The 12,971-nt window shown below is 70.4% G+C and carries 9 protein-coding genes; 3 read left to right on the top strand and 6 right to left on the bottom strand.

Features of this window, described 5'->3' with window-relative positions:
- The first annotated feature begins 40 nt into the window (after window positions 1-40).
- Window positions 41-2,071 carry an alpha-1,4-glucan--maltose-1-phosphate maltosyltransferase gene (locus tag GC092_RS14880; RefSeq protein WP_416383280.1) on the top strand — a complete coding sequence of 677 codons (2,031 nt, stop codon included), beginning with the start codon at window positions 41-43 and terminating at the stop codon, window positions 2,069-2,071.
- Window positions 2,068-4,290, top strand: coding sequence for a 1,4-alpha-glucan branching protein GlgB (glgB, locus tag GC092_RS14875; RefSeq protein WP_282979261.1), 2,223 nt, complete (start codon window positions 2,068-2,070; stop codon window positions 4,288-4,290). Before GC092_RS14880 ends, glgB begins: the two co-directional genes overlap by 4 nt.
- A gap of 329 nt (window positions 4,291-4,619) precedes the next feature.
- Here the strand turns inward: glgB and GC092_RS14870 are convergent, their stop codons facing one another.
- The 5 genes from GC092_RS14870 to GC092_RS14850 all read right to left on the bottom strand — a co-directional run bounded on the left by GC092_RS14870 (window position 4,620) and on the right by GC092_RS14850 (window position 11,220).
- Window positions 4,620-6,305, bottom strand: coding sequence for a glycoside hydrolase family 13 protein (locus GC092_RS14870; RefSeq protein WP_324012955.1), 1,686 nt, complete (start codon window positions 6,303-6,305; stop codon window positions 4,620-4,622).
- 58 nt (window positions 6,306-6,363) lie between these two features.
- Window positions 6,364-8,037 (bottom strand): glycoside hydrolase family 13 protein, encoded by a 1,674-nt coding sequence (locus tag GC092_RS14865; protein ID WP_324012953.1) that lies wholly within the window; start codon window positions 8,035-8,037, stop codon window positions 6,364-6,366.
- A gap of 77 nt (window positions 8,038-8,114) precedes the next feature.
- The gene (locus GC092_RS14860; protein WP_416383279.1) at window positions 8,115-9,014 is read right to left on the bottom strand and encodes a carbohydrate ABC transporter permease; all 900 of its coding nucleotides are present in this window, start codon (window positions 9,012-9,014) and stop codon (window positions 8,115-8,117) included.
- A complete protein-coding gene (locus GC092_RS14855; RefSeq protein WP_271173414.1) occupies window positions 9,014-9,925 on the bottom strand; it encodes a carbohydrate ABC transporter permease in 912 nt (303 codons plus the stop codon). Before GC092_RS14855 ends, GC092_RS14860 begins: the two co-directional genes overlap by 1 nt.
- Window positions 9,922-11,220 carry an ABC transporter substrate-binding protein gene (locus GC092_RS14850; protein ID WP_324012949.1) on the bottom strand — a complete coding sequence of 433 codons (1,299 nt, stop codon included), beginning with the start codon at window positions 11,218-11,220 and terminating at the stop codon, window positions 9,922-9,924. The genes GC092_RS14855 and GC092_RS14850 overlap by 4 nt, the downstream gene beginning before the upstream one ends.
- Window positions 11,221-11,337: 117 nt before the next feature.
- On the opposite strand from GC092_RS14850, the gene GC092_RS14845 reads away from it, so the two are divergent.
- Window positions 11,338-12,567: an ROK family protein gene (locus GC092_RS14845; RefSeq protein WP_324012947.1), complete on the top strand. Its 1,230-nt coding sequence runs from the start codon at window positions 11,338-11,340 to the stop codon at window positions 12,565-12,567.
- Window positions 12,568-12,654: 87 nt separating this feature from the next.
- On the opposite strand, the gene GC092_RS14840 is transcribed toward GC092_RS14845, so the two are convergent.
- The gene (locus tag GC092_RS14840; protein ID WP_271173417.1) at window positions 12,655-12,921 is read right to left on the bottom strand and encodes a GlsB/YeaQ/YmgE family stress response membrane protein; all 267 of its coding nucleotides are present in this window, start codon (window positions 12,919-12,921) and stop codon (window positions 12,655-12,657) included.
- Window positions 12,922-12,971 lie beyond the last annotated feature (50 nt).

The following is a 12,971-nucleotide window of genomic DNA, read 5'->3' as shown; positions in this document are numbered from 1 at the left end:
CGACACGCGCGGGAACGCGGGTAGTCGCCGGGTGCTCCGGATGGCTAGGTTGGGTGCCATGGTCGGACGCATTCCCGTGATCGACGTCCATCCGCTCATCGAGGGCGGCGAGCTGCCGGCGAAGGCGACTCGGGGCGAGCCCCTTCCCGTGCGCGCGACGGTCTTCCGCGAAGGCCATGACCGTCTCGGCGCCGAGGTGGTGCTGATCGATCCGGATGGCGCGCGGCGCCCGCCAGTGCGCATGCGCGAGATCGCGAAGGGCACCGACCGCTACGAGGCGTGGGTCACCCCCGACGTCGAGGGCGCGTGGACGTTCGAGGTGCACGGATGGTCCGACCCGCTCGCGACGTGGGAGCACGCGGCGAGCGTGAAGATCGCCGCCGGCGTCGACGTCGACCTCATGTTCCTGGAGGGGCGGCTGCTGCTCGAGCGCATCGACGCGGCGGCGCTGTCGGCCGCCGAGCGCGAGGTGCTGCAGGGCGCGCTCGAGGCCGCGACGGATGCGTCGCGGCCGGCTGAGGCGCGGATGGCCCAGCTCGCGAGCGACGAGGTCGTCGCGCTGTTCCGCGCGCATCCGCTTCGCGACCTGCTGACGGTCGCGGGGCCCTACCCGCTGTACGCTGACCGTCCGCGCGCGCTGTTCGGCAGCTGGTACGAGTTCTTCCCCCGCTCCGAGGGCGCGAAGGTCGACAGGAAGACGGGCAAGGTCGTCAGCGGAACGTTCAAGACCGCGGCCAAGCGCCTTCCCGCGGTGGCCGCGATGGGCTTCGACGTGCTGTATCTGCCGCCCATCCATCCGATCGGCGAGATCAACCGCAAGGGGCCGAACAACACGCTCACGCCCGGGCCGGACGACGTCGGATCGCCGTGGGCGATCGGCTCGAAGGACGGCGGGCACGACGCCATCCACCCCGATCTCGGGACCTTCGCCGACTTCGACGCGTTCGTGAAGAAGGCGAACAAGCTCGGCCTCGAGGTCGCGCTCGACCTCGCGCTCCAGGCCGCCCCCGACCATCCGTGGGTGAAGGAGCATCCGGAGTTCTTCACGACGCGGGCCGACGGGTCGATCGCGTACGCGGAGAACCCGCCCAAGAAGTACCAGGACATCTACCCGATCAACTTCGACAACGACTTCGACGGCATCTACGCCGAGGTGCTGCGCGTTGTCCGGCTGTGGATGAGTCACGGCGTGCGGATCTTCCGCGTGGACAACCCGCACACGAAGACCGTGCAGTTCTGGGAGAAGCTCCTCGGCGAGATCCGCCGCACCGACCCCGACGTGCTCTTCCTCTCGGAGGCGTTCACGCGCCCCGCGATGATGCACACGCTCGGCGCGGTCGGCTTCCATCAGTCGTACACGTACTTCACGTGGCGCACCGCGAAGGGCGAGATCGAGGACTACCTGCGCGAGGTCGCGACCGAGAGCGACCACCTCATGCGGCCGAACTTCTTCGTGAACACCCCCGACATCCTCCACGGGTTCCTCCAGTACGGCGGCCCCGCGGCGTTCCGCCTGCGGGCGGCGCTCGCCGCGACGGGCTCGCCCTCGTGGGGCGTGTACGCGGGCTACGAGCTCTTCGAGCACGTCGCGGTCAAGCCCGGCAGCGAGGAGTACCTCGACAGCGAGAAGTACCAGATCCGCATCCGCGACTGGGAGGGCGCGGAGCGCGAGGGGCGCACGCTCGCGCCTTACCTCACGCGGCTCAACGAGATCCGTCGGGCGCACCCCGCCCTCCAGCAGCTGCGCAGCCTCGTCATCCACTGGACGGACGATGACCACGTGCTCTGCTTCTCGAAGTCCGATCGCCAGGGCGACACGGTCATCGTCGTCATCAACCTCGATCCGCACGGGACGCGCGAGACGATGGTCCACCTCGACCTCGCGGCGGCCGGCCTGCCCGAGGCGTTCGCCGTCCGCGACGAGATCACCGGCAGCGAGTGGACGTGGGGGCGCGACGCGTACGTGCGGCTCGACCCCGGCCACGAGGTGGCCCACATCCTCGCCGTGCGCGACCCGCACGCCGAGCCGGCGCCGAGCCCCGCCGCCGACATCCCGAGGGGAGCGTCATGACCGCGTCATCGCCATCCGTCCTGCCCATCGATCCGGCGATCCTCGCGCAGATCGCCCACGGCGAGCACGGCGATCCGCACGCCGTCCTCGGGCCGCACCCGCACGACGGCGGCGTCACGGTCCGGGTGCTGAAGCCGCTCGCGAAGTCGGTCACGGTGCGCTATCGCCTGCCCGCGCCGACGCGCAAGAACCCCGACGGATGGGCCGCGGTCGACCTCGCGCACGAGCACGAGGGCGTCTGGGCCGGGGTGCTGCCCGTGGCCGACGTCCCGGCGTATCGGCTCGAGGTCGCCTACGAGGGGTCGGAGCCGATCGAGCGCGACGACCCGTACCGGTTCCTGCCGACGCTCGGCGAGGTCGACCTCCACCTCATCGGCGAGGGGCGGCACGAGCAGCTGTGGACCGTGCTCGGCGCGCACGTGCATCGCTACGACGGCCTGGGCGTCGCGCCCGACGTCACGGGCACGGCGTTCGCGGTCTGGGCGCCGCGCGCCCGCGCCGTGCGCCTCAAGGCCGACTTCAACAGCTGGGATGGCCGCGAGCACCCGATGCGCCAGCTCGGCAGCTCGGGCATCTGGGAGCTGTTCGTGCCGGACGTCGGCAGCGGCACGACCTACAAGTACGTCATCCTCGGCGCCGACGGCGTGTGGCGCGAGAAGGCCGACCCGATGGCCGCATGGGCCGAGGTGCCGCCGCAGACCGCGTCGCGTGTGTTCGACTCGGCGTACGAGTGGGGCGACGACGAGTGGATGGCGGCGCGCGCGTCGCGCGGCCAGGTCGACGCGCCGATGTCGATCTACGAGATGCACCTCGCCTCCTGGCGCCGCGACCGGTCGTACGCGCAGCTGGCCGACGAGCTCGTGCCGTACCTCTCCGACCTCGGTTTCACGCACGTCGAGCTCATGCCGGTCATGCAGCATCCGTTCGGCGGATCGTGGGGCTACCACGTGACGGGCTACTACGCGCCCGACAGCCGGTTCGGCGATCCCGACGGCCTGCGCCTGCTCATCGACCGCCTGCACCAGGCGGGCATCGGCGTCATCCTCGACTGGGTGCCCGGCCACTTCGCGACCGACCCCTGGGCGCTCGTCCAGTTCGACGGCGCACCGCTCTACGAGGACCCGAACCCCCAGCGCGGATGGCACAAGGAGTGGGGATCGCACATCTTCGACTTCGGGCGACGCGAGGTGCGGAACTTCCTCTACGGCAACGCGCTGTACTGGCTCGAGGAGTTCCACGCCGACGGGCTCCGGGTCGACGGCGTGGCATCGATGCTCTACCTCGACTACGCGCGCGAGCCGGGGGAGTGGACCCCGAACATCCACGGCGGCCACGAGAACCTCGAGGCCGTGCAGTTCCTGCAGGAGCTGAACGCGACCGCCTACAAGCGCGTGCCGGGCATCTCGATGATCGCCGAGGAGTCGACCGCGTGGCCCGGCGTCACGCAGCCGACGAGCGCGGGCGGCCTCGGATTCGGCTTCAAGTGGAACATGGGATGGATGCACGACACGCTGCAGTACCTGCAGCGCGACCCCATCCACCGCGCGTACCACCACGGCGAGATGACCTTCTCGCTGGTCTACGCGTGGAGCGAGAACTACGTCCTGCCGCTGTCGCACGACGAGGTCGTGCACGGAAAGGGCTCGCTGCTGCGCAAGATGCCCGGCGACCGCTGGCGCCAGCTCGCGACGCTGCGCGCGTACTACGCGTTCATGTGGGCCCACCCCGGCAAGCAGATGCTCTTCATGGGCTCGGAGTTCGGCCAGGAGGCGGAGTGGGCCGAGTCGCGCGAGCTCGACTGGTGGCTGCTCGACCACCCCGAGCACCGAGGCCTGCGTGACGCGCTCCGCGACATCAACGCGCGGTACCGCGAGTCGCCCGCGATCTGGCGATCCGACGCCGACCCCGGCTCGTTCGCGTGGGTCGAGGCCGACGATGCGGCGGGGAACGTGTTCGCGTTCGTGCGCCGCAGCGGGGACGACGAGATCCTCTCGGCGACGAACTTCGCGGCCATGCCGCACCACGGCTACCGCCTCGGCTTCCCGGGCGACGGGGAGTGGGAGGAGTGCCTCAACACCGACGCCGAGGCCTACGGCGGGTCGGGCGTGGGCAACCTCGGCGCGGTCACGGCGGTCGCCGGCGAGCACAAGGGATGGCCCGCGCACGCGGAGGTCGTGCTGCCGCCGCTGTCGACGGTGTGGTTCCGGCGCAAGCGCTGACGCGGGGTCGGTGAGGGCGGGCGTGGCTCGGTCGCCGTGGGTGTGTCTCAACCGCCGTGGGTTTGGGCCGGGTATTCCGGCGTCGGGTGAGACATGGTGTGCCCGTGGGGTGGGGCGTGTCCCAAACGCCGTGGGTATGGGCGGGGTATTCCCGCGTGTCGTGAGACATGGTGTGCCCGGTCGGGTGGGCGTGTCTCAACCGCGGTGGGTATGGGCGGGGTATTCCCGCGTGTCGTGAGACATGCACACCCGCGGCCACGCAAGCGTGTCTCACTCGTCGCGGGTATCCGGAGGCGGAACCCGCGACGAGTGAGACACGTGGGGCGGCGTCAGCCGCGCTGGAGCCAGACGGTCGTCGCGCCGGGGAGCTCGTCGCCCTCGAGCGGCCCGCTCGAGAGGAGCACCTCGCCCTCAGGCAGCGGAACCGGGGTGTCGCCGAAGTTCGTGACGCTCGTCCAGCCGCCCGGGCGCGAGAACGCCAGCACGTCGCCCGTGGTGAGCTTCTCATCCCACGTCAGCGCCTCCGCCGCCTGGAGCTCGTGCCGCAGGCGGAGCGCCTCGCGGTAGAGGTTCAGCGTCGACGCGGGGTCGTCGTCCTGCGCCTCGACCGAGACCTCGGCGAACCAGGCCGGCTGGGGCAGGTGCGCGCCGTTCGGGCCGAAGCCGAACGACGAGCCGCTCGTCGTCCAGGGCAGCGGCACGCGGCATCCGTCGCGGCCCACCTCGACGCCCTTGTTGCGGAAGAACGACGGGTCCTGCCGCGCCTCGTCGGGGATGTCGCCGACCTCGTGCAGACCGAGCTCCTCACCCTGATACAGGTACGCCGAGCCGGGAAGCGCGAACTCGAGCAGCGTCGCCGCGCGCGCACGGCGCACGCCGAGCTCGCGGTCGAGCTCCTCCTCGGGGGCGCCGCGGAGAAGCCAGTCCTTGCTGGGGATGGCCATGATCTCCGACGTCTCGACCTTCTCGGTCGGCGTCGGCAGGCCGTAGCGGGTCGCGTGCCGGACGACGTCGTGGTTCGAGAACACCCACGTCGTCGACGAGCCCGACGCCGCCGACAGGGCGAGGTTCTCGGCGATGATCGTCCGGAACTGCGCGGCGTCGAAGTCGGCCTGCAGCAGGTCGAAGTTGAACGCCTGGCCGAGCCCCTCGGCGCTCGCGTACCGCGGGCGGCGCGACGTCTCGACCCACGCCTCCGCGACGGCGATGCGCGGCGGGTCGTACTCGTCGAAGACCTTCCGCCAGTCGGCGTAGATGTCGTGCACCTCGTCGCGGTCCCACAGGGGGTGCTGACCGGGCTCCGTGATCGCCTTCATCTCCTCCTTGGAGGGCAGCTCATCGGGGAGGTGCTTGGCGAGGCCGTGCGCGACGTCGACGCGGAACCCGTCGACACCCCGGTCGGCCCAGAAGCGCAGCGTCGTGCGGAAGTCGGCGCGGACCTCCTCGTTGTCCCAGTTGAGGTCGGGCTGCTCCTTCGCGAAGAGGTGCAGGTACCACTGCCCGTCCTCGACGCGCGTCCACGACGGGCCGCCGAAGATGCTCTCCCAGTCGGCGGGCGGCAGCTCGCCGTTCTCGCCGCGTCCGTCGCGGAAGATGTAGCGGTCGCGCGCGGGCGACCCCTTGGGCGAGCGCAGCGCCTCCTGGAACCACGCGTGGCGGTCGGAGGAGTGGTTCGGGACGAGGTCGACGATGAGGCGGATGCCCGCGGCATGGAGCTCGCGGACCATCTCGTCGAACTCCTCGAGGGTCCCGATCCTCGGGTCGACGTCGCGGTAGTCGTCGACGTCGTAGCCGCCGTCGGCGAGGGCCGACGGGTAGAACGGGCTGAGCCACACCGCATCGATCCCGAGGGCGCGCAGGTACGGGATGCGCGAGATGATGCCGCGCAGGTCGCCGATGCCGTCGCCGTTCGCGTCCGCGAAGGAGCGGGGGTAGATCTGGTACACGGCGGCCTGGCGCCACCAGTCGGCCTCGCCGAGGAGGGTGGGTTCGGATGTCGCGGTGAGCGTGGTCAAGGGATGTCTCTCCTCAATGCGGTGCGGATGGCGGGTCGTGCGGTGTGCGGATGGCGGGTCATGCGCGGGTCAGCCAGGCTGTCGCCGCGCCGGGGAGGAGGTCGCCGTCGAGCGGTGCGCTCGCGAGGACGACCTCCCCGTCGGGAAGGGCGACGGGAGCGTCGCCGAAGTTGGTCACGCTCACCCACCCGCCGGGGCGGGAGAAGGCGAGCACATCGTCTCGTCCGAGCTCATCGTGCCATGCGAGCGTCTCGTCCGACTGCAGCTCGCGGCGCAGTCTCAGGGCCGCGCGGTACAGGCTGAGGGTCGAGGCGGGATCGCCCTCCTGCGCCTCGACGGAGACGTCGCCGAACCAGGCCGGCTGCGGCAGATGCGCGCCGTCGGAGCCGAACCCGAACGATGAGCCCGAGCGTGCCCAGGGGAGCGGCACGCGGCATCCGTCGCGCCCGAGCCCGTCGTAGCTCCAGGCCGGCTGTCCGACGGACCGGTGGTACGCGGGATCCTGCCGCTGCTCGGCGGGGATGTCGCCGACCTCGTGCAGCCCGAGCTCCTCGCCCTGATAGAGGTAAGCGCTGCCGGGGAGGGCGAGCAGGAAGAGCGTGGCGGCGCGCGCACGACGCAGCCCGAGCGCGAGGTCGACGCCGTCGGCTGGCGCGCCCGCGAGCATCCACTCGACGCCCTGCTTGACGCGGCGCCCGTTCAGCGGAGGCAGGCCGTAGCGCGTCGCGTGGCGCGTCACGTCGTGGTTCGAGAGGACCCAGGTCGACGACGAGCCCGTGGCCGCGGACTGCGCGAGGTTGTCGGCCACGATGCGGCGGAACGCGCCGGCGTCGAAGTCGGCCGTGAGCAGGTCGAAGTTGAACGCCTGGCCGAGGCCGGCGGGGGAGGCGTAGCGCGCGCGGCGCGCGGGGGAGTCGACCCACGCCTCGGCGACCGCCGTGCGCGGCGGGTCGTACTCGTCGAAGACCGCGCGCCACTGCGCATAGACCTCGTGCACCTCGTCGCGGTCGAGCAGCGGATGGCGCCCGGAATCGCGGTCGAGGGCGTCGAGCTCCGCCTGCGAGGGCAGCGGATCGGCGAGCTCCTTCACGAGCAGGTGCGCGACGTCGATGCGGAAGCCGTCGACGCCGCGATCCGACCAGAAGCGCAGCGTCGTGAGGAAGTCCTCGCGCACCTCCGCGTTGTCCCAGTTGAAGTCGGGCTGCTCCCTCGCGAACGTGTGGAGGTACCACTGGCCGTCGCCGACCGGCTCCCATGCGGATCCGCCGAACACCGACGGCCAGTCGGCGGGCGGGAGCTCGCCGTTCTCGCCGAGACCGTCGCGGAAGATGTAGCGGTCGCGCGCAGACGAGCCCTTCGGCGCGGCCAGGGCCTCGCGGAACCACGCGTGCTGGTCGGACGAGTGGTTCGGCACGATGTCGACGACGACGCGGATGCCGGCCTCGTGCAGCGCGGCGACCATCTCGTCGAACTCGGCGAGCGTGCCGATGCGCGGGTCGACGTCGCGGTAGTCGGCCACGTCGTATCCGCCGTCGGCGAGCGCCGACGGATAGAACGGGCTCAGCCACACGGCGTCGACCCCGAGCGCGCGGAGATACGGCACGCGCGAGACGATGCCGCGGAGGTCGCCGATCCCGTCGCCGTTCGCGTCGGCGAACGACCGCGGGTAGATCTGGTAGACGGCGGCCTGGCGCCACCAGTCGGCGCCGGCGGGCGCGATCTGCTCTGACATGACGTGGGATCCCCCCTGGGAGCAAGGGGCGGATGAGCGGGCGCGGCCCGCTCATCCGCCCGTGGACGGTTCGGCGCTCAGCCCTTGACGGCGCCCTGCGTGACGCCCTCCATGACCCAGCGCTGCGCGAACAGGTAGGCGATGATCGCGGGCGCCATCGCCATGAGGTACGACGCGAACGCGACGTTGTAGTTGCTGCTGAACTGCGTCTGGAACAGGTTCTGGCGTACCGGCAGCGTCTGCAGGTTCGCGTCGGAGATGATGAGCGACGGCATCATGAAGTCGTTCCACGCGTAGAGGAACGCGAAGATGCCGACCGTGGCGCTCATCGGGGCGAGGAGCGGGAAGATGAGCTTCCAGAACGTCTGCCACGTCGAGGCGCCGTCGATGCGCGCGCTCTCCTCGAGCTCGAGCGGGATCGACCGCAGGAACGCGGTGAACAGCAGCACGCTGAAGCTCAGCTGGAACATCGTCGCGAGCAGGATGACCCCGAGCGGGTTGTCGAGGCCGACCCGGCCCGTGAGCTGGATCTGCGGGAGGGCGACGACGGGGAACGGGATGAACATGGCCGCGAGCAGGTAGAAGAACGACCAGCGGAACAGCTTGCGGTCCCAGTTGCGGACGATCGCGTACGACGCGAACGCCGCGAGGATGATCGTCGCGACGACGGTGCCTGCGGTCACGATGAGCGACATCGCGAAGCCGACCGGGAACTTCGTGAGCTGCCAGGCGTCGATGAACCCCTGGATGCTGAACGGCATCGGCAGCGAGAACGCGTTGCCGTCGACCGCCTGCGAGCTCGTCTTGAACGCCATCGAGACGGTGACGTAGAGGGGCAGGAGCACGGTGATCGCGCACAGGAACAGGATGACGGTGGCCGACCAGTTCACGCGCTCCATGCGGAAGCGCGGGGCCTTGCCGGCGGCGCTCGTGACGATGGCTCTCGTGCTGCCGGTGGGGGCGGTGTGCGTGGACATCAGAGTGCGCTCCTTCCGCGCGTCACCGACAGCTGCAGGACGGCGATGATGACGGTGATGATGAAGAACAGCGTCGCTGTCGCCATCTGGTAGGCGTAGTCGCCCGTCTGGAAGCCGCGGATGATCGTCATCGCGATCGTGCGGGTGGAGGTGCCGGGGCCGCCGTTCGTGAGGCCGACCACGATGTCGTACGAGTTCAGGAAGTTCTTGAAGCCGAGGATGACGTTGATGACGACGTAGCCCGCGACGAGGGGGAGCGTGATCCGCAGCAGCTGCTGCGGCTTGGACGCACCGTCGATGTCGGCGGCCTCGTAGACCTCGCCGGGGATCGACAGGAGCCCCGCGATGTAGATGAGGAGCGTGCCGGGGATCGACTGCCACGCGGTCACGATGACGATGCCGAGCCAGGCGAGGTCGGGGTTCGCGAGGATGCTCTCCTCGAGGAACGGGATGCCGAGCGCGGCGCCGGCGCCGGGGAGGGAGTTCTGGAAGAGGAACTGGAAGACGTACGCGATGATGATGCCCGACACGACCATCGGGATGACGAAGATCGCGCGGAGCCCCATCTTGAAGCGGATGCGCGCCGTGAGCCCCACCGCGAGGAGGAACGCGATCACGTTCACGACGACGACCGTCACGAGCGAGAACCCGAAGGTGAACAGGAAGCTCGAGAGGATGGCCGGGTCGCTGAAGGCCGCGATGTAGTTGGTGAAGCCGATGAACTTCCAGTCGCCGAGGCCGATGGAGTCGGTGAAGCTGAAGACGATGCCGATGACGCCGGGAAGCGTGATCGCGAGCGTGAACAGCAGCAGCGACGGCAGCAGGAAGAGGTAGTAGATCGGCTCGACCCGCTTGCGGCTGCGGCGCACGCGGCGGTCGCCGCCGGTCACGATCGTCGTGGTGGTGCTCATTCTGCCGTCTCCTCGGTCGAGACCGCCGGCTGGCGGAAGGCGAGGCGGGCCCAGTCGGCGTCCATGGTCTGCAGGACCGAGGAGGCGTCCGCCCCGAGGACGAGCGACTGCGCGTAGTTCTCGGTCGGGATGGCCCGCGGGTTCAGGACGCCCGGGCCCTGGTAGACCGCGCCCTCGTTGTAGTAGCCGATCATCCCCTCGACGCGGGGGTCGCTCGGGTCGTCGCCGGTCGTCGTCGGCACGAAGCCGAGCTGCGACTCGTTGTACTCCTGGATGAGCTCGGGCTGGAAGAGGTGCTCGAGGAACGCGAGCGCGCCCTCCTTGTTCTCCGCCTCCTCGGGGATCATCGTGACGAGGTCCATGTTGACGCGCACCTTGAGGTCGGCCGGGTCCTCGGTCATCGGGAGCGGGAAGGTGCCCAGCTCGAGGTCGGGGTTCGTCTTCGCGATCTCGCTGAAGGCCCACGGTCCCTGCAGGTACATCGCGCCCTCGCCATTCGCGAAGGCGACGTTGCCCGCGTCGTAGCCGCGGCTGCTCGCGTTCGGCTGCGTGTAGGTGCTCGCGAGGAGCTGCATCTTCTCGATCGGCTCGAGGAAGTCCTTCTGGAAGGACACCGGCGAATCCGGGCCGACGTCGGTGCCCTGCGCGGCGAGCTGGTCGTAGAAGTCGAGCACGTCGAGGGATCCGCCGATCGCGTAGTCGAACCATCCCTGGTTCGCCGTCCAGGCATCCGCGAACGTCGCGTAGAACGGCGCGACGCCCGCGGCCTGCAGGGTGTCGCAGACCTCGATGAGCTCGCTCCACGTCTGCGGGACCTCGAGGTCGTGCTCCGCGAAGATCTCCTTGTTGTAGATGACCGATGCGGCCATCACCGAGTACGGGAGCGCGGTCGTGCGGCCCTCGCAGACGCCGTACTGGTCGAGGAGGGGCTGCATCTCGGGGCGGATGTCGGCGGCCGCCTCGGTCTCGGACAGGTCCGTGAGCGCGCACCGCTGCACGAAGCGCGCGACCTCCTGGTTGTAGTTCGCGAGCATGAGGTCGGGCGGATTGCCGCGGACGAAGCTCGCCGCGATGACGTCGGGGCCCGACGTGTCCATGACCACCTCGTACTCGTCCTGCGACGCGTTGAACTCGTCGACCACCTCGGTCATGAACGAGATCGCCTCGCGCTTGCTGAACGTGAAGTGGACGGTCTCCCGTCCGCCGGCGGAGCAGCCGGCGAGCAGCGACGCGGTCACGGCGACGCCGATCCCGGCCGCGGCGACCCTCGTCGCTCTTCTCAGTCCCAAAGACATCGTCGTCCTCTCCTGCGTCTCGATTTATTCAGCGAGTAAATCTAGACTGCGAATATAACGGGGACACTCTCTCACCGCCAGTCGGGCGGCGTCAAGACCCCCAGTAAGGTCGAGAACATGGCTCACGGCACGGCGAACTCGCCCCAGGTGCTGCGTCGGATGAACTCCGGCGCGGTGGTGCGCTTCGCCCTGCGCGTCGCGGAGTTCACGGCGGCCGAGGTGATGGCGGAGACCTCGCTCACCCGCGCGACGGTGCTCGGCGTGTGCGACGACCTCGTCGAGGCCGGATGGCTCGTCGAGCTCGAGGACAGCCGCGCCGCCGGCCTGACGAGCAAGGGGCGTCCGGCACGGCGCTACCGTCTGCGCGACGAGGCGGGGGTCGTCGCCGGCATCGACGCGGGCGAGCACCGCTTCACCGCCATCGTCGCCGACCTCCGCGGGAAGGTGCTCGGCGAGGTCGGCGCCGACGCGCCCGCCGTCGACCGCCGCCCCGGTACCGCGGCCGAGCGCAGTCGCGCCGAGGCGGCGGACGAGCGCCGCGCGCTCGCCGTGCGCCTGCTCGACGAGGCCCTCGCGGCGGCGGGGGCCCGGCGTGACGATCTGCTCGTCGTCGTCGCCGGCGTTCCGGCGCCCGTCGACGCCGACGGGCGCTCGCCCGCGGGAGATCGGGACTACTGGAAGACGATGAACCCGGGCTTCGCGGACGCGCTCCCCGGCCCGTCCGTGGTCGTCGAGAACGACGCCAACCTCGCGGCGGTCGCCGAGCAGAGCCACGACGGTCAGGCCCACACGGCGAACGTCGCGACGCTGCTCTCGGGGGAGCGCCTCGGCGCGGGCGTCATCGTCGACGGCCGGCTGCTGCGCGGAGCGCGCGGCGGAGCGGGCGAGATGCGCTTCCTCGACATCGTGGAGGGAGCGGGGAGCCCCGACGGCGTCGGCGCGCTCGCCCGCATGTGGGCGCAGGACGCCGTGGCGAACGGGGAGCGGAGCGCCCTGGCCGAGCTCCCCGTCGACGAGATCACGGCGCGCGACGTCTTCCGCGCGGCCGCCGACGGAGACGCGCTCGCCGCGGCCATCCTCGATCGGCTCGGCGACCGCATCGCGCGGGTCGCGCTCGTCCTCGCGAGTCTCCTCGACATCGAGCGGGTCGTCATCGCCGGCGCGATCGCGGAGGCGGTCGAGCCGGTCCTCGCGCGTGCGCGGACGGTGCTCGCGGAGAAGTTCTACCCGCCCGTGCCCGAGCTCGTCGCGAGCACGCTGGGTCGCGACATCGTCGTCCGAGGCGCGGTCGAGTCGGCTCGCGCCCGCATCCGCGAGGAGCCGCTCGCCTTCGAGCCGCGCCGCTGACACGGCGATGGCCGGCGCATCCCCCGACGCGCCGGCCACCTGTGCCGCTCGATTCCCGGCACGCTCACATGCCGTGCACGCTCACACTCAGTTCGTCTTGCGTCGACCCGTGATGAGTCCCCAGATGAGGAGGACGATGATCGCTCCGCCGATCGCGAGCAGCCAGCTGCCGAGATCCCAGAACTGGTCGACACCCACTCCGAAGAGGGCCGTTCCGATCCATCCGCCGAGCAAGGCTCCGACCACGCCGAGGATGAGGGTGGCGATCCAGCCGCCGCCCTGGTTGCCCGGCAGGATGGCCTTCGCGATGGCTCCGGCGATGAGGCCGAGGATGAGGAATGCGATGAAGCCCATGACTGCTCCCTTCTCAAAGCGGTGCGCGGATGTGCGCCGCTGATGCAAAC

The organism is Microbacterium sp. JZ37, assembly GCF_035188445.1.
Classification (GTDB): domain Bacteria; phylum Actinomycetota; class Actinomycetes; order Actinomycetales; family Microbacteriaceae; genus Microbacterium; species Microbacterium barkeri.
This window is presented reverse-complemented; position numbering and strand designations above follow the sequence as displayed.

Bases quoted from the DNA above. Each gene is read 5' to 3' on its own strand.
- GC092_RS14880 (WP_416383280.1), top strand. From the start codon at position 41: ATGGCTAGGTTGGGTGCCATGGTCGGACGCATTCCCGTGATCGACGTC.
- glgB (WP_282979261.1), top strand. From the start codon at position 2,068: ATGACCGCGTCATCGCCATCCGTCCTGCCCATCGATCCGGCGATCCTC.
- GC092_RS14865 (WP_324012953.1), bottom strand. From the start codon at position 8,037: ATGTCAGAGCAGATCGCGCCCGCCGGCGCCGACTGGTGGCGCCAGGCC.
- GC092_RS14860 (WP_416383279.1), bottom strand. From the start codon at position 9,014: ATGTCCACGCACACCGCCCCCACCGGCAGCACGAGAGCCATCGTCACG.
- GC092_RS14855 (WP_271173414.1), bottom strand. From the start codon at position 9,925: ATGAGCACCACCACGACGATCGTGACCGGCGGCGACCGCCGCGTGCGC.
- GC092_RS14850 (WP_324012949.1), bottom strand. From the start codon at position 11,220: ATGTCTTTGGGACTGAGAAGAGCGACGAGGGTCGCCGCGGCCGGGATC.
- GC092_RS14845 (WP_324012947.1), top strand. From the start codon at position 11,338: ATGGCTCACGGCACGGCGAACTCGCCCCAGGTGCTGCGTCGGATGAAC.
- GC092_RS14840 (WP_271173417.1), bottom strand. From the start codon at position 12,921: ATGGGCTTCATCGCATTCCTCATCCTCGGCCTCATCGCCGGAGCCATC.